At 59.0% G+C, this 18,952-nt stretch carries 17 protein-coding genes and 5 pseudogenes; 15 read left to right on the forward strand and 7 right to left on the reverse strand.

Annotated elements, in window-relative coordinates; genetic code table 11:
* Positions 1–45: 45 nt before the first annotated feature.
* From BC363_RS35955 to BC363_RS14945, 6 genes and pseudogenes are all read left to right on the forward strand, one after another.
* Positions 46–1,551, forward strand: coding sequence for a transposase (locus BC363_RS35955; protein WP_244519879.1), 1,506 nt, complete (start codon positions 46–48; stop codon positions 1,549–1,551).
* Positions 1,548–1,706 (forward strand): hypothetical protein, encoded by a 159-nt coding sequence (locus BC363_RS35960; protein ID WP_244519880.1) that lies wholly within the window; start codon positions 1,548–1,550, stop codon positions 1,704–1,706. Before BC363_RS35955 ends, BC363_RS35960 begins: the two co-directional genes overlap by 4 nt.
* Positions 1,707–2,400: 694 nt before the next feature.
* Complete coding sequence (locus BC363_RS14925; RefSeq protein WP_065782591.1) at positions 2,401–3,318, forward strand: recombinase family protein; 918 nt, start codon at positions 2,401–2,403, stop codon at positions 3,316–3,318.
* A 380-nt stretch (positions 3,319–3,698) separates the two neighbouring features.
* Positions 3,699–3,953, forward strand: coding sequence for a type II toxin-antitoxin system VapB family antitoxin (locus BC363_RS14930; RefSeq protein ID WP_065782594.1), 255 nt, complete (start codon positions 3,699–3,701; stop codon positions 3,951–3,953).
* Positions 3,953–4,339, forward strand: a complete 387-nt coding sequence (locus tag BC363_RS14935) for a type II toxin-antitoxin system VapC family toxin (protein ID WP_065782596.1) — start codon at positions 3,953–3,955, stop codon at positions 4,337–4,339. Before BC363_RS14930 ends, BC363_RS14935 begins: the two co-directional genes overlap by 1 nt.
* Positions 4,340–4,737: 398 nt before the next feature.
* Positions 4,738–5,038, forward strand: a pseudogene (locus BC363_RS14945) (integrase); the annotation flags it as partial.
* 202 nt (positions 5,039–5,240) lie between these two features.
* On the opposite strand, the gene BC363_RS35110 reads toward BC363_RS14945, so the two are convergent.
* The 5 genes from BC363_RS35110 to repA form a co-directional block, all read right to left on the reverse strand.
* Entirely contained in the window at positions 5,241–5,417 is a 177-nt protein-coding gene (locus tag BC363_RS35110; RefSeq protein WP_161952463.1) for a hypothetical protein, read from the reverse strand.
* 1,564 nt (positions 5,418–6,981) lie between these two features.
* Positions 6,982–7,896, reverse strand: coding sequence for a 4-hydroxybenzoate octaprenyltransferase (ubiA, locus tag BC363_RS14955; protein ID WP_065782634.1), 915 nt, complete (start codon positions 7,894–7,896; stop codon positions 6,982–6,984).
* 530 nt (positions 7,897–8,426) lie between these two features.
* On the reverse strand, positions 8,427–9,641 hold the full coding sequence (gene repC, locus BC363_RS14960) for a plasmid replication protein RepC (protein WP_065782605.1): 1,215 nt from the start codon (positions 9,639–9,641) through the stop codon (positions 8,427–8,429).
* Between the two features lie 187 nt (positions 9,642–9,828).
* Positions 9,829–10,833, reverse strand: coding sequence for a plasmid partitioning protein RepB (gene repB, locus BC363_RS14965; RefSeq protein ID WP_065782608.1), 1,005 nt, complete (start codon positions 10,831–10,833; stop codon positions 9,829–9,831).
* A gap of 154 nt (positions 10,834–10,987) precedes the next feature.
* Entirely contained in the window at positions 10,988–12,205 is a 1,218-nt protein-coding gene (gene repA / locus BC363_RS14970) for a plasmid partitioning protein RepA (RefSeq protein WP_065782636.1), read from the reverse strand.
* Positions 12,206–12,577: 372 nt separating this feature from the next.
* On the opposite strand from repA, the pseudogene BC363_RS14975 reads away from it, so the two are divergent.
* The 4 genes and pseudogenes from BC363_RS14975 to BC363_RS14990 form a co-directional block, all read left to right on the forward strand.
* Positions 12,578–12,862 (forward strand): annotated as a pseudogene (locus BC363_RS14975) (acyl-homoserine-lactone synthase); the annotation flags it as partial.
* A gap of 79 nt (positions 12,863–12,941) precedes the next feature.
* Entirely contained in the window at positions 12,942–13,328 is a 387-nt protein-coding gene (locus BC363_RS14980; RefSeq protein ID WP_065782610.1) for a transposase, read from the forward strand.
* Between the two features lie 68 nt (positions 13,329–13,396).
* Positions 13,397–13,669: an IS66 family insertion sequence element accessory protein TnpB gene (gene tnpB, locus BC363_RS14985; RefSeq protein ID WP_011970902.1), complete on the forward strand. Its 273-nt coding sequence runs from the start codon at positions 13,397–13,399 to the stop codon at positions 13,667–13,669.
* 75 nt (positions 13,670–13,744) lie between these two features.
* Positions 13,745–14,809: pseudogene (locus BC363_RS14990) on the forward strand (IS66 family transposase); the annotation flags it as partial.
* Positions 14,810–14,898: 89 nt separating this feature from the next.
* Here BC363_RS14990 and BC363_RS14995 read toward each other — a convergent pair.
* On the reverse strand, positions 14,899–15,759 hold the full coding sequence (locus BC363_RS14995; RefSeq protein WP_244519881.1) for a reverse transcriptase domain-containing protein: 861 nt from the start codon (positions 15,757–15,759) through the stop codon (positions 14,899–14,901).
* Positions 15,760–15,789: 30 nt separating this feature from the next.
* On the opposite strand from BC363_RS14995, the pseudogene BC363_RS15000 reads away from it, so the two are divergent.
* Positions 15,790–16,215, forward strand: a pseudogene (locus BC363_RS15000) (transposase); the annotation flags it as partial.
* Between the two features lie 7 nt (positions 16,216–16,222).
* Here BC363_RS15000 and BC363_RS15005 read toward each other — a convergent pair.
* Positions 16,223–16,612 carry a hypothetical protein gene (locus BC363_RS15005; protein WP_244519882.1) on the reverse strand — a complete coding sequence of 130 codons (390 nt, stop codon included), beginning with the start codon at positions 16,610–16,612 and terminating at the stop codon, positions 16,223–16,225.
* A gap of 160 nt (positions 16,613–16,772) precedes the next feature.
* On the opposite strand from BC363_RS15005, the pseudogene BC363_RS15010 reads away from it, so the two are divergent.
* From BC363_RS15010 to BC363_RS15025, 4 genes and pseudogenes are all read left to right on the forward strand, one after another.
* Positions 16,773–17,117, forward strand: a pseudogene (locus BC363_RS15010) (acyl-homoserine-lactone synthase); the annotation flags it as partial.
* An 11-nt stretch (positions 17,118–17,128) separates the two neighbouring features.
* Positions 17,129–18,052 (forward strand): P-type conjugative transfer ATPase TrbB, encoded by a 924-nt coding sequence (gene trbB, locus BC363_RS15015; RefSeq protein WP_065782614.1) that lies wholly within the window; start codon positions 17,129–17,131, stop codon positions 18,050–18,052.
* A 43-nt stretch (positions 18,053–18,095) separates the two neighbouring features.
* Complete coding sequence (locus BC363_RS15020) at positions 18,096–18,476, forward strand: TrbC/VirB2 family protein (RefSeq protein ID WP_065782615.1); 381 nt, start codon at positions 18,096–18,098, stop codon at positions 18,474–18,476.
* Positions 18,469–18,768: a conjugal transfer protein TrbD gene (locus BC363_RS15025; RefSeq protein ID WP_065782617.1), complete on the forward strand. Its 300-nt coding sequence runs from the start codon at positions 18,469–18,471 to the stop codon at positions 18,766–18,768. The genes BC363_RS15020 and BC363_RS15025 overlap by 8 nt, the downstream gene beginning before the upstream one ends.
* The last annotated feature ends 184 nt before the right edge of the window (positions 18,769–18,952 follow it).

The following is an 18,952-nucleotide window of genomic DNA, read 5'->3' on the forward strand; positions in this document are numbered from 1 at the left end:
CCGGGGGGATTCCGGACCGGGGGCAAATCATGATTCCTTTCGTCCATGGCCAAGAAGCGACTTGCCTCGCCCGAACATGCCGACACGCTCTCGCTGAAGGCGTTGCGCGAGCTTGTGACGGGTCTGGTCGATGAGGTCAGGAAGCTTTCAACAGAAGTCACGACCCTTCGCGCCGAGAACGCCGCCCTGCGGGAAGACAATGCGGCGCTGCGGCTGGAAAACACCCGGCTTAAGGTCGAGAACCAGCTTTTGCGCGACGAGATCGCGCGGCTGAAGAACCTGCCACCGCGACCGCCGTTTCGACCATCGGGCATGGAGAAGGCGACCGATGACAAACAGGACGAGCCGCAAGCCACTTGCAAGAAACCGCGCGGCCCGAAGCTCGATCTCAAGCGGGTGAGCCGCGAGCAAATCCTGCACGTCGATGTTCCGCCCGGCTCGCGCTTCAAGGGCTACAAAAGCTGCCATGTCCGGGAACTGATTGTCACAGCTGAGCTCGTGCATTACCGGCGCGAATGCTGGATCCTGCCGGACGGCAAGATGGTGCTCGCGCCGTTGCCGCGAGGGGTCGTCGGCGGCTACGGCCCAAACCTCAGGCGGTTTTGCCTGATGCTGCATGCGCAAGGACAGGTGACGATGGCGCGGCTGACAACGTTGTTGAACGATGTCGGCGCCAACGTCTCCAAGCGCCAGGTGGTTCGCCTTTTGACGAAAGGGCTGGACGGCTTTGTTGCCGAGGATGCGACCGTGCTGCATGCCGGCCTGGTCTCGGCCCCCTACATCACCGTCGACGATACCGGCGCCCGCCATGCGCGCGATAACTGCCACACCACCCAGATCGGGTCTGAGCATTTTAGCGTTTTCCGCACAGCCGCATCAAAGTCTCGGCTGAACTTCCTGTCGCTGCTCAGAGGCAGCTATCAAGACTATGTCCTCAACGACGACGCCTTCGACTACCTGGACGGCCGTCGCGCCGACCCGGCGCTTGTAGCCAAACTCCGCAACCACGAACCGCGGCGCTTTTGCAACCAGGTGCCGTTTCTCGAATATCTGGCCGGCAAGGGCATCGACATCTTCGACAGGCAGGCGGTCCGCGTGCTCGCGGAAGCCGGCATCTGGGGATCCATTCGCCATCACGGTCTTCTCGGCGACACCGTGATCGTCTCTGACGATGCCGGCCAGTTCCGGGTCGGCAACCACGCCCTGTGTTGGGTTCACGCAGAGCGACTGCTGCAAAAACTGATGCCGGCAACGCCGCGGCAGGCCCGCAAAGTCGAGACGGTGCGGGATCTCGTGTGGCGATTCTACCGGACGCTGAAGAGCGTCAGGCGAAAGCCCTCGCCCGGCCTTGCCGCCGCATTCCACAAACGCTTCGCGCGGATCTTCTCGCTGCGCACCGGCTATCAAGAGCTCGACAAGCTTCTGGCTCGTCTTTGTCGCCGAAAGGACGAACTGCTCTGGAGCGGCCAGGGATCCCGCTGCACACCAATGCCTCGGAGAACGATCTGCGCAGCTTCGTCACCAAGCGAAAGATCTCGGGCGGCACGATGAGCCGCGATGGTCGCGTCGCACGCGACACTATGCTTGGGCTGATGAAGACCTGCCGGAAGCTCGGACTTTCCTTCTGGCAGTATCTCGGTGATCGCATCGGTCTCGAAGGCCAGGCCATTCCGCCGTTGGCCACCCTTGTCGCGACCAAAGCCTAGGCGCCCCTCCCCTACGAACGGCTGGACGGCATCAACCGAATGTCTGCGTCCCATGCTATGATCCGCATCGCGACGCGCTTCGCCCATCAAAACGGCGCGGCCACCAAATCTGCCCCGGTTACCCCCTCCCCGCCAGCCTTGGTCATCTTAGGCGTCCATTAACCATATGAATTAACGTCCCTAATTTTACAAACGGAAGTCAATCGGACTCACGCTTCCGTCATCCGGACGCCAATTTCTGCACGATATCACTATCGATAAGGCCTAAGTATCGAAAATGAAGCATCCGCAGCCGCAAACGGCCTATGTCGGTTCTCCAGGATCACCGGAAACGCCCGGTTTTCCGGGCTTCCAAGGCGATTTCGCCCGGGGGTGACCGGACTCACAAAGACAGAATTCGACGGCCGCAGTCGGCGCACCTGGTCCCGCCTCCGCTTCCGAAACTGAGCGCCGGCGCCCTCCTGCAGGCTCCTGCTCTCGCAACCATTTCCGAAACCGCCGTTCTTCCGGCATTTCCGCCTCAGAAGCCCGCTGACGCGCGTTTGCTCATGCGGACGCTCGGTTGCTCGTCCACGGTGACATTTCGAGTCTGGCGGCCCGCCATTCGATGTCTAAAACACACTTGCAACTGACCAATTTCTAGCGCTTTCCTTATCTGTACAAATTACCTCGAAACGAGGCCGTTAAAAGGGCTATGGCGAAGCGACAAACAGTCAACGTCCGACAGCCTTTAAAGCGGCTGATCGGCTATGCCCGCGTCTCGACGGATGACCAGGTGCACGATGCCCAGCTGGACGAGCTGCGGTCCGCCGGCTGCGATCGGATCTACCAAGAACATGGTTCCGGGGCATCGCGTGCTCGACCGGTTCTGGCGCGATTGCTCGGGGAGCTCACCGAAGGAGACGTCCTCGTCGTCGTCCGCCTCGATCGGTTGGCGCGATCCGTGAGCCATCTGCTACAGGTGATCGAAGACCTCGAGCAACGGGGCGTTCATTTTCGGTCGATCCGCGATCCGATCGACACCTCGACCCCGCAGGGGATGTTTTCCCTTCAGGTCCTCGGCGCGGTCGCGCAGCTGGAGCGTGCGCTGATCGCCGAACGCACCAAAGCCGGCATCAAGGCGGCCAAGGCACGCGGCAAGCTTCCTGGAAACCCGGGTCTCCGAGAACGAAGACCGGAAGCGATCAAGGCAATCTCGCAAGCACGCGAGAAACGCTATCTTGATGAGCTCATTGCGTCCGCGCAGACGTGGCTGCCACTCGTGCGGCAACTCCGGCCTCGGCATAGCTGGGACAATGTCGTTCGGGTGCTCAATCGCCGCGGTCACGACTGGACCGTCGAGCGCCTCCGTCGCGCCGTTCATCGCATGGTCCGCGAAAAGCTCGCGGAGGAAGAACTCCTGGCCCGCTCCCCTCGTCGCGCCCCCGAGAACCATCTGATGAAGTTGGTGGCGGCGATCGCCATTGCCGATCCCGATCTGTCGCTTCGCGACATTGCCGCTCAACTGGACCAGATGGGAGAACGGCCTGCGCGCGGCGGCAAGAAGTGGCAGCCCTCCTCGGTCCGAGACCTGCTGGACGAAGCCCACCTGTTCGGCCTCATCCGCCGCTGAGGGCACGGTGTCTTTTTCTTGCCGCCGTTCGACAGCATAAACTTCCAGGCCTGGTTTTTGAGGGTCTGCGGCGCCGGTAGTCGCTATCGGTCCGCAGTTTGAGCTCAGCTCTTTCATCCTGAGCGGCGGGCGGCAGTTCTTCCGGCCCCTCCCCTGCTCGGAACGTCCTGAAGGCTTCATGCAGGAAGGGCGGGACAGGTCCGACCGCACGAGGCTCGACGAGGCCAGCGTGGATAGCGGCGCAGGTACCCTTGGTGATGGCGGCAGGAACGCCGACGTTGGTGCCCTCCTGATGTCGATTGCTTGCCCGAACGTCCGGCACTTGCGCCTCCGCCGGATCGAGGTAGAATATAGACAATTAGGAACCAGGATGACGAGAAATGGCGCTAAGCATAAAAGATTTAGAGACGGAGCGTCTCGCAAAGGCATTGGCCGAGAAAACAGGTGAAACCATCACGATGGCGACCCGTCGCGCTCTGGAAGAACGGCTCCGGCGCCTCGCAAATGCCGGAAACCGTGACGTCCTTCTGGAGGAGCTTGCAGCCAGCCGGCGACGTTGGGCCAAGCTTCCGGTACTCGACATACGTTCTGCCGAAGAGATCTTGGGGTATGACGAGAATGGGCTGCCCAGCTGATGGTCATCGACACGTCCGCGATTGTAGCAATCGCATTCAATGAGCCTGAAGCCGAAACCTTCGAACAAAAAGTTGTCGATGCTCCACGGCGCTTCATCTCGGCCGCGACGATTCTGGAACTCGCCATCGTCATCGAGGCGCGCTTGGGCGAGGCAGGTGCCGCAGAATTGGATCTATGGCTCTATAAGGCTGGAGTCGAAGTTGTTGCCGTCGACGCCGATCAGATCGCGGTGGCCAGGCGAGCCTGGCGCAACTACGGCAAGGGCCGACATCCGGCGGGTCTGAATTATGGGGACTGTTTCTCCTATGCGCTGGCCAAGACGCGTAGTGAACCGCTGCTCTTCAAGGGTGACGATTTCTCGCGCACTGACATAGAGGCGGCATGACAACACACTCTGTGAACGCGTGAGGAACCTTGACGTTAGTCGGCAGCAGGCTTTTTTCCGTCAGCAATTCGGCATTGAGATGATCGAGGCCCGGATACGTCGTCGATGTTTCGACGGCGGCGAGTTCGTCTGCCCCCAGGGCGCTTGTCAGTTCAAGCAGGCGCTCGCGCCGCGTCTCAGCGTAATTGAAGCTTACGTTCCCCTTGGGAGTCCGAGGGTGGTCCTGCTGGAACGCGACACAAACGACCGCCCCAACACGAATTAGCCCGCCCAATCGACGGCTTGCGCCTCGCAACAGGCACGCCGTACCGACTGGTGCGAGGCCAATCATGACGACCTATACAACGAACATGGTCTCCCCAGATGAAACACCTCGACTGTAGCGAGGCCGATCTTAAATGGTATCCCGCCCCAATAGGCCGCAGAACCAACCACTGGCCGGCGCGGCCCTCCAGCGCGCGGACGATCTCGACGCCATTCTACCCTTGATCCGGCGCGATCAGCGTGCTGCCTTTCTAACCGACGACGACGTCACCACGCTCAAACATCTTGCCAACGAAGGCATGGGCGACAATACGCTTCACGCGCTTGCCTTCCCCATCGGCTACCTCGCGGCATGGTGTTAGCTTGTGACAGGTAACCCCCTCCCCTGCCCAGCAATCAAAAGCCTGCTACCGAAAATCGTCGGCCCATCACCTTTAATCGGCCGACGATGAGGCCTTGCTTCGCTGGCATGGGATGTTGATGACCTGAAACCGTCATCCCGCAACGATTGGCGGTTATCGACCGCACGAGGATACCATGCAGATTGTGCCCCGGAAGCACGGTACCCCGGTTACCCACTTCGACGATCCACCGTCGCCACGAGTGCTAGAGGGCATGACGGCTTATGTCGAGTGGCTCAACTCACGCGCGCCGGTATTGCCCCCTCTATTTCGTCGAAGATGGCAATGGCAGGCTCGGCCGTGCGCTTGCGGAAAAGTCCCTTGCACAAGACATCGGGCAACCAAGTCTGATCGCCCTCGCCTTCACGATCGAACATGGCGGGAAGGCGCACGACAGTCAGCTTGAGAAACATCACCGCGCGCTCGATTGTCACCGAGCGGCTGATTTATTCATCGAGACAATCTTGGAGGCCCAACAGACGACGCTAAGACGCGTCGGCAAGGCGCAATTTTACGATCGCTTCGGTGGATAATCTGGTGCCAAGCTTATGGCGTGGCTCATCCCTATGGCCGGACAGGCCGATCTGGATGGGATTCGATCAAGAGTTTACCCTCTCCCGCCCCGGTGCGTAATACTGCAAGTACCTCGGCCATCGGCATTGCTCTCGAGGTACCGGCAACACGGCTCTACGCGAGTTATTCCACGCGTGCCGCCATGGCAGATCCCCTCTCGCCTGCTACCAACTGCCACCGTCAGGCGACCCCAGCCGACTACTCTCTCCCTCTCCCTTGAGGGGTCGCACGGCCTCGCACGCGCACTCTTATCCCGTCGGTTGTTGGGAGCTCCCAACAGGTTTGCTCTTAGACAGCAACTGCGCAAATTTCGAGTACCTGAGAGGATTGCCATGCCAGAATTCCGAGGCCTCGTCTCACACCAGACGAGCGCCATGGTGCGTCGGGCAGGGCCGCTTGACAAACTGGTCTCTAATCCACGGATGCCGATTGCCATAAGTCACGGCGCCCTGGCATCCAGGCGTGCCCGGCTCGCGCGTTGTCAAACAGTCGCGGGGCGAAATCGCCAGCTAGCGATCTCCTAGTCTTATCGAAGCCACTAAACAACTGGTGATGCAACGGGTTCGGAGTCGGGGTCTCCCGAGCCGTGGTGAACCGTCGCCCGTAATCCGATGAGGATTGAAGAGCTTTGTTGGGAGCTCCCAACACGCGCCGGCGTTGAACCGCGTCTCGCCGCCGAAGCAGACGAGTCGGTCACTCCTAGCATCGTACACGTCGGTGCGAGTTGGCCGCGTAGTCGCCAAAGGAAAAGAGCCGTCTCTTTTGTGTGCTCTTCGGCAGCTGCCATCGCACAGGATCGTGGGCTGACCGGAACCGGCGCAACTGCATGACCCAAAACGACTTGAGCGACACCCCGTCAGGGCGCCTAGAAATCGGATCAGAGACATTTAGTCTGATCACCCCCGAACTGGCATCCGATGCGCAGGCTCTCCTCAACCTCTGCCGGCCCGCCATGATCCTATGCGCGTTGACCAGCCGTGTTCAGGAGCACGCTTCCTGGCGCAGGGAAGGGCACCCCTGGGTGCAGGAGTGCCGCGACGGTCTCCGTCGAGATACTGCAGCGGCATCATTCATATAGATATATACATATATACTGCACAATAAATCTGCTTACGGATATGATAGGAAGATGGTCCGGGCCAAAAAGATCCCACTCTACATAGACAAAGGCGGAAAGAAGGCTGACCATGAGGCAGGTACGACAAATGCTGCGGCTTGCCGGAAGCGGGACGAGCTCCCGCGAGATTGCCGTCGTGTTGGGAATAGCGCACAGTACGGTGCAGGATAATCTGGGGGTCGGTTCCGGCTGAGGGCGAAATGACACCCTAAGCGACTCCTGCCGCTCGCGGGTAGGAATTCGGTAGTTGGACAATCTCCTGGAGGTCATAGTTCGGCCCAGGGCTGTCACCATGTCCCAGCAATGGACGCTACGGCAAGCAGGACGCCTGTAAGGATGTTCGCCAGAAAAAGCCGATAGCTCATTTCTGGACGCGAAAGGTCGATGCGGGAAGTCTGCCAAGCCAAATGCGCAGCGATCACCGCCATGCCAAGAACATAGAGCGGCCCCATGCCGACCATCCACCCTCCGATTGACCAAGCGGCGACGGTCAACGCATAGAATGCCCCAATCCAGGTCTTGCCGCGTTCGCCGAACAGGATTGCTGTTGATCTGAGACCTAACTGAGTATCGTCCTTGATATCAACATAGGCATAGACGGTGTCATAGCCGATCTGCCATGCGATGGCTCCGAACCACACAAGGGCGGCTCCCAACGGAATCTCTCCAACGACTTCTGACCATGCCATCAGCATCCCCCAGTTGAATGCCGCTCCAAGGACGGCCTGGGGCCAATGAGTGAAACGTTTGCAAAGCGGGTACACGAAGACGAGCGGTAGAACGCAGATTGCGACGAGACGGGTGTAAGGTGTCAAGAACGCCAGAAGCGAGGCCGCCAATGCGAGCTGCACCGCCAGAAACAAAAGAGCACTTGGGACGCTCATCTGCCTACTTGCCAGCGGTCGAAAGCGGGTTCTCTCGACGTGACCGTCGAACTTCCTATCGGCGATATCGTTGACAGTTGAACCAGCGCTTCTCATCAGCAGAGCGCCGAGGGAAAATACCGTCAGATGCACTAGGTCAGGGAAACCTTGCGATGCCTGAATGAGCGCCGCCCAGCAAGGGAAAAGTGTGAGCCATATGCCGACTGGACGATCCAGTCTCGCAAGTCTGGTGTAGGGACGCCAGGCCTGTGGCAGACGGCGATCCACCCAATCCCCATGTTTGATGTCGCTTAGGTCTGGGCGGTTTAAAGTATTCATCTCTGAAATCCGATGGCCATTATTCGTGCAGAATAAAGAGAATTCGCGGTACGGCAATGCCGCTACTACGATGTCGATTGCGACGACGTGGCCGACCTGACCACGGGGGAGGGGAGGGGGCATATTCGGTCTCGATGGAGAAGATGGCCCGTAGCTTGGCTACAGCCCTTGCCAAAGGGAGACGGCCCGCCTCGTGCGCGATTCACCATCGACTGCGTCAGCGTCGCGCCGTTGGCATTCTAGTGCCGAGCCTTGCGCCTGGCGCAGAGGAGAACGATCGAATTCTTGTCCTTTGGACGTGGGTACCGCAGCTCCTTTTGGGAACGGCCAATGATCCTAACCGCCGGCTGCCCAAGATCAGTTGTCCTGAAAATATGGGAGCCGGCGCGGCACGTATCTCCTCCGAAGCGTTTGCCCATATTCAATTGCTGAAACTGTCGTGCCTGGCACAGAGCCCACCACCTATCGTCATGTCTCGGCTAAGCTTGCTGAAAGCCAAACGCACGCTCTGGCGCGCGAATACGTAACCGCTAAGCCGATCTGCGCTGCGTTGCTCCCCCAGTTCGCAGAAGCGCCATCAGCATCGGCCCCAAGCTGAACTCACCCCGTGCCGCACGCCCAGTAAGATCACGGAGATATCCCCCAGCAGAGTTGATATGTCCTGCTCGTTCGAGAATGCACGCGGTTACGACGGCTGCATTCTCGGGTCCCATGGCTTCGCAAGCCTCCTGATAGGCAGACGGCGAAACGCCCAGCATGGACCGGACGACTACTGCGGCACTCATCAGATCTCGCCAGTTCTCTATTCGGCCACTTTGCCCATAGTCAGCAATCTGCGGGCAAGCCCGAAGGACCATACCCAGAGGAAACGCCGAGATCGCATCCTTACGACTTCGCGGTTCGTACTGCGCTCCCGCCCCGAGCTCATTTCTAGAGCTAGGTTCAAGTTCAATATTAGAGTCGGTATTTGAATTCTGTATGTGCCGACGGAATTCGTCATCATTGGCAGCGCTTTTCTCCGAAATAAGCTGAGCTTCCAACAGGTTGGCGATCCCCTCGTGCAAAAGGGTGAGATCGTCGAGGCATTCGGCGAAGTCCGCCGCTTCCTTTGCCGTGCGCAGCTTCGCGACGGTCGCAATGAATTGTGCTTCGACGCTCTCCCAGTCCCCCGCAGCACCTTCATCGATCGCGGCTGATATGAGCTTGCGCACATCCCGCCTCGTGATCGTAACCCTCTCCTTGATCACCTTCAGCCGACGATTCTCGTCATTGACCTGTTGGGCCAGGAGGGCGATTTCTTCGGAGCGTGCGAGCAGCGGTGCCAAGCTGAAGCCGTAAGCGGCCTCGACCGTGCCATCGCGATCTTTCCGGGCGTAGCGCTTGCCGTTCGGGCTGTCGTGGCGATGAATCAGACCCGCCTGTACCAGGATCGCCAGATTCTCCCGAAGGGTCGTGCCTGCAATTCCGTTCGCACGTGCAGTGAGCTGTGCGTTTGACGGAAACACTATGAGGTTCGAGGCTTCGTGCAGATCCGTCGCTGGGTAGAAGGACAGAAGCGCGCTGAGCACTGCCAGCGCTCGGTCACGCACACCAAGCAGCGAACGCGCCGCACAGGCATCGTGATAAACCTTCCACTTGTCGACTGATTTGCCTTCCTCGATATCCGCCGCGACGAATTGATTTTTCACGAGGGCAAGCGTCATCGGCCGCCGCCCAAAAGGCGTCGTCACATATCCACTCTGCATTTTTCTTCACCTTTAGAGAGGCAACAGAAAAACGCTCACCGAAGACGGTGCCAAAAACTCTTGACGGGGATTCCGGGAAGTGCGATTCTCTTAACCGACCAAAGTGGAGAAGGCTCTTCGGAATTCGTTTCGGGGGGCTTTTTCTTTGCCGTGTGAGTGCGAATTACCGAACCATCACACGCTTACTTCATCGACTCTCTCCCTCGCCTTTAAGCTGTTGGAACTCCCTGAAGAGGGCGTCCAGTTTGCCTGATACGAATTGTGCGAATGCCGGGACGGATTTCTCATCGAAAGTGATCGTCGTCTTGCCCTCGCGCGCCTCAATTTGTACTCCGCGCTTTCCATGCGGGGTGCGCCAATCTTCTCTGTCAGGCTTGGAATTCTTGGCAGGCTTAAGCAATGCGCGAAGCAGCGAGTCTAGACGTGCGTCACTCTCCAGCTTGTTTTCCGCGTAGTTCGTAAGGAGTTCCTGAGCAATACCCAGCCTCTCGGGAGAGGAAAGATGATCAGCCAGCGCCATCCAACGTGCGCGCCCAGCTTTCGGAGCGGGGCCGATCTTTCGCACTAATTCATCGGGTAATTGACGCGCGATCGCAATGTAGCGGCTCACATCTGCTTTATCTGCGGCCAGCGCGGCAATGATCGTCGGACGGTCGCATCCGCCATCTTCGAGGTTCTTTGCGAAGAATGCCTTTTCAATAAACGACAGATCTTTGCGGTCGAGGTTTTCGCGGCCCTGGGCGACATAGAGCTGGCTGTCAGAGAGGTTCCTGACGATCGCCCTGACTGGACGGCCAAGCTTCTCGGCAGCCTTCAATCGACGACGACCGTAGGCAATCTGGAAGCGGCTAGAATCCTGCGGGTTCGGCCGAACAAGGATCGGGACCTGCTGTCCGTGCTCTGCGATGCTCTCGACAAGTGCATCGAAGGCTGAATCAACGTCAATTGGGATGCGATCCAAGATCTTGGAGCTATCGATAGAACCCGTTTCGATTGAGATGACGGCTTCGCCTTCAGCTAGTTGCTGCTGAAGTCTTGTAGCCTGCTTCGCATTCTCGGCCATCTCGTGTAGCGAGGTTCCCATTGCAGAGATCGCACCTGTACGCACGCGGTCGGCAGATTTTGACGCGGAGGACGCCGTTGCAACTGGCTTCTTCAGGAAGAGAGAGTCAATGGAATCTCGCCTGCTCATGTCGCCTCGCTTGTGGTGAAGTCATTTGTAGAGTTACGGCTGTTGAAGTCTCCTGGTGTCACCACCAGCGACGTCCATCGAACGAGGAGAAACATTCTCCAAAACTCCGCAGTATGGGGAATTTGTCCCGCGCTGGTGATTTCGAGGGCGTGCATTACGCTCGCCCCCACGCCTGCTTTATCAAGGTTTCGACCTCGGAATTCACTGCGTCGAGCGCTTCCATGGCGCGGTCATAGGTGGACCGCGTCAAGTTCTCACGGCCAATCTCATAAAGCGTCTGCTTCGTCAGTCCGGCGTCGGAAACGGCCGCGGACTTGACCATCGGGTTCGTGAGCACGTGATCGTCGAACAGGTTTCGGAGGAGAGCCGCCACCTTCGTCTGCGGAGCATCCTGTGGCTCATAACGCGTCAGGAGATAGCGAATAAAGTCGTACTTTAGGTCACCGCCTGCGTCCCGCACGACACCCAAAAGATCGCGCGTCATCAAGAGGAACTGGCTCATCGACGAAATATCCAGCATCTGCGGATGCACGGTCACGATCATGGAGGTAGCAGCGCACAAGCCACTCAAAGTGAGAAAGCCCAATTGGGGCGGGCAATCGATCACGACTATATCGTAGTTGTCCGCTACTTCGTCGAGAGCTGCCGCCACGCGTGCAAAGAACAGCGTTTCGCCGGTCGTTCCAGCGCTCAGCGCTCTCGGTGTCGTGTGCTCAAACTCCATCAATTCGAGGTTGCCCGGAACGAGATCGAGGCCGTCGAAATAGGTCGTGCGGATCACATCAGACAGTTTGCGACGCTCATCGTCATATCGGATCGCGGCATAAAGGGTCTGATTGGACGCAACATCGAGCTCGGGAAGAACCCCGAGGAGCGCGGACAGGCTGGCTTGTGGGTCTAGGTCTACGGCGAGCACCCGGTATCCCTGAAGCGCCAGGTACTGCGCCAAGTGCGCGGAAGTAGTTGTCTTGCCCGATCCGCCCTTGAAGTTCGTTACAGCCAAAACCTGGAGATGTTCGCCCGGGCGACGGTGGGGAACAAAATCAATACTTTCTCGTCCGCGCGTCGACTGAGCCAGGAGACGCCTGATCTGATTGATTTCGGCCAATGTGTATAGCCGTCGGCCATTGCTCGTGGTTTGCGGCTGCGGGCCTTCGCCAGCGAGCGTCATCTTCCGGAGGGTAGAATCAGATACCTTCATTAACCGGGCGGCTTCCCCAGACGTGAACTTCCGCAGAATTTTGTGCGCCGTTGGCGGAAACAGCGCCTCGCTCATCGACCGGAGCTGTGAACTTAGAAGATCGGCCTGTTCGCCAATGGTCTCATCGACACTGGGCAAAGCTTCAAGGTGTTGGTTTCTCGCCACGCTCACGCTGATATCTCTCGTCACGGTTTTTTTGCCGGTTCGGCATATTTAGCGTGACGATACGCAAAAGGCATTTCTTGGCAAGGACTTAATGGTTAACAGATGGTTAATGCCGCGGGCGCCGCGTTTAAGTTCAATGCCGTATATTCGTTTCAATTCAGTACCTTAGTCATCGTCTCCGCTTATTTGTTCACCATAGGTTTTACTGTGAATCCTGCATGGGCTGCCTGCGTGAGCTGGCTCCTAAAGGCTGTGTCTTTGAACATCCCCAACGACTCAGCCTGCGACTCACTCGTGCGACCTTGTCGAATCCTACAACTGCCGCGCCAATCCGATTCGTGCTGACTTCTTCCCGATCGCCACTGATGGGAGGAATTCATGCAGATCCGCGCGATTTCAACGCCCCGAAACAAAAACGAGGCAAGACTTCTACACGCCCACCATCAGCTGCGGGCTCGTGTCTTTTCTGATCGGCTGGGTTGGGACGTCGAGGTTTCCGACGGACGCGAATCCGATCGCTTCGACGAACTTCAGCCGACTTACATTCTGGGCGTCTCCGACACTGGACAGGTGGCTGGTTGCGCCAGGCTTCTCCCAGCGCTCGGCCCCACGATGTTGGCGGATGTTTTCCCATCGCTTCTTTCTTGTGGGCGGCTCGCTGCTCAGTAAGCACGTAGGGACCCCCACGTTTCATTTGGCCTGCTGATCGGGGATCTTCTGCATGAATCATGCGGAGAATCCTATGAGTGACAGTGTGAATCAGCCGCGAACATTCGAGGTTTTGACGGCGGCGCCGGTGCGGGCGCGACGCAAACCGCGAGACTGGCCGAACGAGGAAAAGGAGCGCCTGATTGCCGAGACGCTGTTGCCTGGAGCCAATGTCTCCGCGATCGCGCGCGCTGAGGGATTGGATCCCTCGCAGCTTTACGGGTGGCGTCGCAAGGCACTGTCATCGGGGTTGGTTGCGCCCCTGACGGAAACCGCGAAGACGGAGGTCAAGTTCGCGCGCGTTGAGCCGGTAGCAAGCTCTACGGTCGAAATCGTCCTCGGTGATGTCGTGGTGCGGGTCGCCGGCGACATCGAGTCGGATCACCTGGTGAAGATACTCCGAGCGGTCCGCAAGGCATGATCGCGTCCGGCGTCGTCGTTTACGTGTCGTGCCAGCCGGTAGACTTCCGCAAAGGTGCGGCATCCTTGATGGCTCTGGTCAGAGATGGCGGTCTCGACCCGTTCAACGGAGCGCTTTATGTGTTCCGGTCGAAACGGGCGGACCGTGTTCGCATCGTCTGGTGGGATGGCAGCGGTGTCTGCCTCTATTCGAAAACCCTCGAGGAGCAGAGCTTTTGCTGGCCGGGCATATCGGCCGCCAGGATACGTCTGGACCATTCGCAATTGATGGCGCTTCTGGCCGGTCTGGATTGGAAGAAGATCCGGCCAACCAAGGTCAGACGGCCGTTGCTGACGGGCTGAACAGGACTGCGGCAAGATGAATCATGCTGCTGTAATGATTGGGAAAGCGGCTGTTTTTGTGCTCTACATGACCCCATGGATTTGCCCCTTAGCGACCTTCCGGACGACGTTGATGCGCTGAAAGCGATGGTTCTCGCGTTGGCGCGCGAACAAGCCGCGAAAGAGGTCCGGCTGAAGGTGGCCGAGGCTGAGATCGCGCGGTTGGAGGCGGTTGAGAAGAGCGCCAACGAGCGGATTGCCAACCTGACCTTGATCATGAAGGTTTTGCAGCGCACGCAAAATGGCAAGCGCTCTGAGCGGCTCCGCCTCGGGGTCAATGACGAGCAGGTCTCCTTTGCCTTCGAAGAGGTCGAAACCGGCCTATCGGCAATCCGCAGCGAACTCGATCGCGCGGCCAAGGACAAACCGAAGCGAGCGCCGCGTCCGCGCAAAGGTTTTGCTGCGCATCTCGAGCGCATCGAGGAAGTCATCGAGCCGGAAATCCCGGCCGGGTGCGAGGGGCTGGCAAAGGTTCTGATCGGAGAGGACCGCTCCGAGCGGCTGGACGTCGTGCCGCCGAAGTTCAGGGTCATCGTGACGCGTCGCCCCAAATACGCTTTCCGGGGCAGCGACGGCGTGGTCCAGGCCCTGGCGCCGGCACACATCATCGAAGGCGGCCTGCCGACGGAACGGCTGCTCGCCTATATCGCCGTTTCCAAATACGCCGATGGTCTTCCTCTTTATCGGCAGGAAGCGATCTCTTTGCGTGATGGCGTCGAGATCAGCCGATCGCTGATGGCCCAATGGATGGGGCATCTGGGCTTCGAACTGCAGATGCTGGCCGATTATATCCTGGAGAGGGTCAAGGAGGGCGAAAGGATCTTTGCCGACGAGACGACCCTGCCCACTCTTGCGCCCGGTTCGGGCAAAACCACCAAGGCCTGGCTTTGGGCTTACGCACGCGACGACCGCCCCTATGGTGGGACCAGTCCGCCGATGGTGGCCTATCGTTTTGAAGACAGCAGAGGCGCGGATTGCGTGACGCGTCATCTCGCCGGATTCACCGGTATCCTGCAGGTGGACGGCTACTCGGCCTATACCAATCTCGCCAAGACGCGGGCGAAAACCGGCAGCAACGAAACGATCCAGCTTGCAGGGTGCCGAGTAGGCGGGGTCGTTACCGAGCCCCGCCCCTCACAGATCCGGACGTGCAGATTTCCCGCATCCGGTTCCTCACGGTCCAGTTTCGCTCAGATACGGCTCCATTGATGTACGATCCGGGTTGGCGGTAGGGGAAATCGGTCAAGGACCTGGGCCATCCGGTTCCAGTTCGGCTTTCCAGATCGGCTGCGGCGCGAGAGCCCGCTTTTCCAGATACGCTCGACCTGGTGGTGATACCACGTCAGACGTCGTCCGTTACCCGTGATCCCGTAGTAGGCGTAGTGGCCTCGCATCATCCGGGTCAGGTGGCGATGCTGAACCGTGAGCGACAGGTGCAGATGCTTGATGCACCATTCCCTGGCTGCCCGTAAGGCCCGCGCAAACCGATCCTTGGCCGTGACCTGCCGCACCACCGGCTTCCCTCTCCGCGACTGGCCCCAGACATGGGTGAAGCCGAGAAAATTGAAACTGGTGGCACTCGTTGCCGGATGCTGCCCATAAGGGCGCCGGAAACGGAAGTCCACATAGCGCGTCTTGTCAGGATGTAGCCGAAGCCCATACCGTTCGAAACGCTTGCCCAGCACGGCCAGCATGCGCCGACCGTCCAAGTGATCCTCGAAGCTCATGACGAAGTCGTCAGCGTACCGCACCATCTGGCACCTCCGCTTTAGGCGGGGCTTCGCCACCTCTGCGAACCACTTATCCAGCACATAGTGCAAGAAGATGTTCGCAAGAAGTGGGCTGATCACTCCGCCTTGTGGCGTTCCAGCTACCGGTCGGCTCAGGGTGCCTTGCTCCGACACCCCTGCGTTCAACCACTTGTCAATCATGCGTCTGATGACGCCGTCTCTGATCCTCAGGTCGAGGAACCTGCGTAAATGCCCATGATCGATGCTGTCGAAATACTTCGAGATATCTGCGTCGATCACCCATCGCTGACCGGTGTCCATGATGCCATCACGCAATGTGCGGATGGCGTCAGCCGCGCGGCGCGGCGCCAGGAAAAATCCTCCGCCATCGTCGCCAGCCTCTTCGAGCTGTGGGAAAAGGAACTGGGCAAGGTCTCGGGAAAATCCAAAACCGCGGAGGCGATCCGCTACGCGCTCACCCGGCGAGAGGCGCTGGAACGCTTTCTGACGGACGGTCGTATCGAGATCGACTCCAACATCGTCGAACGGGCGATCAGGCCCCAAACGATTACGAGAAAGAACAGTCTATTCGCCGGCAGCGAGGGCGGTGGACGAACCTGGGCGACGGTGGCCACCTTATTGCAAACGGCCAAAATGAATGGCGTCGATCCGCTCGACTGGCTCTCGCAGACCTTGACCCGCATTGCTCAAGGCTGGCCAGCGTCCGAAATCGAAGCCCTCATGCCCTGGAACTTCAGGTCAGACGCCGTCAGCTAGCTCGGAGTCAAACGGCTTTCGTCCGATAGGCATGAATTGATTCTGCCAAGGCTTTCTCCTTGGCTGTCGCGGTCGTGAATCGACCAAACATCAGACTGGCTGCAATACCGTACCATCCAAAGAACCATGGGGCGGCAAGCAACAGCACCACAAGAGCCGGGATTCCTAAGAAAGCCAAGACTATTGTGCCAAAGTGGCCGAGGCTCTCGAGCAGTAGAATAATCGGAAGAACAATAGGCAGTGGGGCAATGACCCACCAGAAACCCAGTACGATTCCGATCGGAAGCATCGCGAGCAGCGGCACCTGCATCGCCAGACCAAGTGCCCAAAGCTCGCTGCGATGACGATAGTACGTGATCCGGTGCCAAAATTTACTCATCTCATCGAAATCCAACATCGCGTTGTGCGTGCATCGCAAATCTACGCTGCTTTATCCTGCGGCGAAGAGCAATATCGCGGGCGCTTGGGCGTGCGGACGGAATTGCGCCGTCAAGGTGTGATCGGAACTCCGCTTACGAACTACGCCGGCTGAACGGCCTCAGCTTGTCGCTTACGCTGCTCATTCGTCGATGATCGAAAGCTCGCGCTTCTGCGTGGACACCACTCTCAAGGAAGGAAGGGCGGAGGGCTCGGTGCACGAGGCAACACTCGCCATGCTTGCCGGCATCATCGAGTGGTCGGTCGTGAACGGCTTCACCGAAATCGTAACGGTGACCGATCTGCGGTTCGAACGGATCCTCTCCCGTGTTGGGTGGCCGCTTCGACGCCTTGGCGAACCAAAAAACATCGGCGACACCGTGACACTTGCGGGCACCCTGCCGGCGAACGCCGACACCTTTATCAAGCTTCGTCCACCCGGCTACCGCTCTCAGATTTCTGGCCCTTTCGGCCGAGCCGCCTGAGGGGGAGGCCGATGACACAGCTTCGTTCTCATCCCCGCCTCATTCGAAAACTTCAGGAAGCGCTTGGCGACCAGCTCTGCAATGCACTCGACGACAGCACCGTCGTCAAGATCATGCTGAACCCCGATGGAAAACTGTTCATCGAACGGCTCGGGCATGGCGTTGCACACGCCGGCGAAATGTCCTCGGCTGCAGCAGAGATGGTCATCGGCACGGTCGCTCATGCCCTCCAGTCGAAAGTCGATACCGACCAGCCCGTCATTTCCGGGGAACTTCCAATCGGAGGCCATCGCTTTGAGGGCTTGTTGCCTCCGGTGGTCGCAAAGCCCGCGTTCACGATCCGCCGGCGTGCGTCGCGTTTGATCCCACTGGACGATTACGTGCGTACTGGTGTCATGACGGAAGGTCAGGCGGCCGTCATTCGGAGCGCGATAGGTGCCCGCCTCAACATTATCATTTCCGGTGGAACCGGCTCGGGCAAGACGACGCTGGCCAATGCGGTGATCGATGAGATCGTCAAAAGCGCTCCTGCGGATCGTCTCTTGATCCTTGAGGACACCGCTGAAATCCAGTGCTCAGCTGATAACGCCGTTCTCCTCCACACCAGTGACGCAATCGACATGGCTCGGCTGTTGAAAAGTACAATGCGCTTGCGGCCTGACCGTATTGTCGTGGGCGAGGTGCGCGACGGAGCTGCGCTGACCCTTTTGAAAGCGTGGAATACGGGACACCCCGGAGGCGTGGCCACAATCCATTCGAACACCGCGACGTCTGCCTTGCGGCGCCTGGAGCAGCTGACGGCAGAGGCCAGCCACCAGCCTATGCAGGAAGTGATCGGCGAGGCGGTTGATCTCGTCGTATCGATAGAGCGCACACCCCACGGCCGGCGCGTTCGCGATGTGATCCATGTCGAGCGTTTCGTGAACGGTGACTAGGAAATCGAATCCGAGAACCCCACCGAGGAACAGGAGGCGCGGCATGTCGCGTAAGAATAGTACCTTGTTCGGGCTTGTTGCGGTGACGGTTGTTTTCGCGACCACCGCACCCGCGTTGGCCAGTTCGGGCGGCAGCCTTCCTTGGGAGGGACCGCTTGAGAGAATTCAGGAGTCCATCACCGGTCCAGTCGCAGGCTACATCGCTCTCGCAGCCGTCGCGATCGCCGGCGGAATGCTGATCTTCGGGGGTGAACTCAACGATTTCGCGCGACGATTGATGTACGTGGTTCTTGTCGCTGGCGTCTTGCTCGGTGCAACGCAGATTGTCGCCCTATTTGGCGCGACCGGCGCGTCCATTGGGTTGCTCGAACCGCTAGCAACACCGCGGCATTTGGTGGAAGACGGGGAGGGCGCGCGTGGCTGAACACTTGTCCCGTCTTCATCGTAATCGCATTCATCGCGCCCTCTCGCGCCCGAACCTCCTGATGGGCGGAGACCGGGAATTGGTGCTGATCACGGGGCTGGCCGCGGTCATATTGATCTTCGTCGTGCTCACACCCTATTCCGTGCTCTTCGGTATAGCCGTTTGGATCGCAATCGTCGGACTACTCCGTTTGATGGCGAAATCCGACCCGCTGATGCGGCAAGTCTATCTGCGGCATATCTCCTATAGGCCAAACTACAGGGCCACCACCTCGCCGTGGCGCCAGTACTGAGGTCCACCATGGTCGCTCTCAAATTCTTCCGGGCCACCGGCCCATCGTTCGCCGACCTCGTCCCTTAGGAAGTGTGGACTCTTGGGATTCCCAAGGCTGAGCAAATCAGATTCAAGACTGTCTTTTGGAGGCAGTCATGGGTGTTTTGGATCGTCTGATGCTGCGGGACGAGCAGTGGGAGCGG

Origin of the sequence: Ensifer sp. LC384, assembly GCF_001695865.1 — a bacterium.
Classification (GTDB): Bacteria; Pseudomonadota; Alphaproteobacteria; order Rhizobiales; family Rhizobiaceae; genus Ensifer.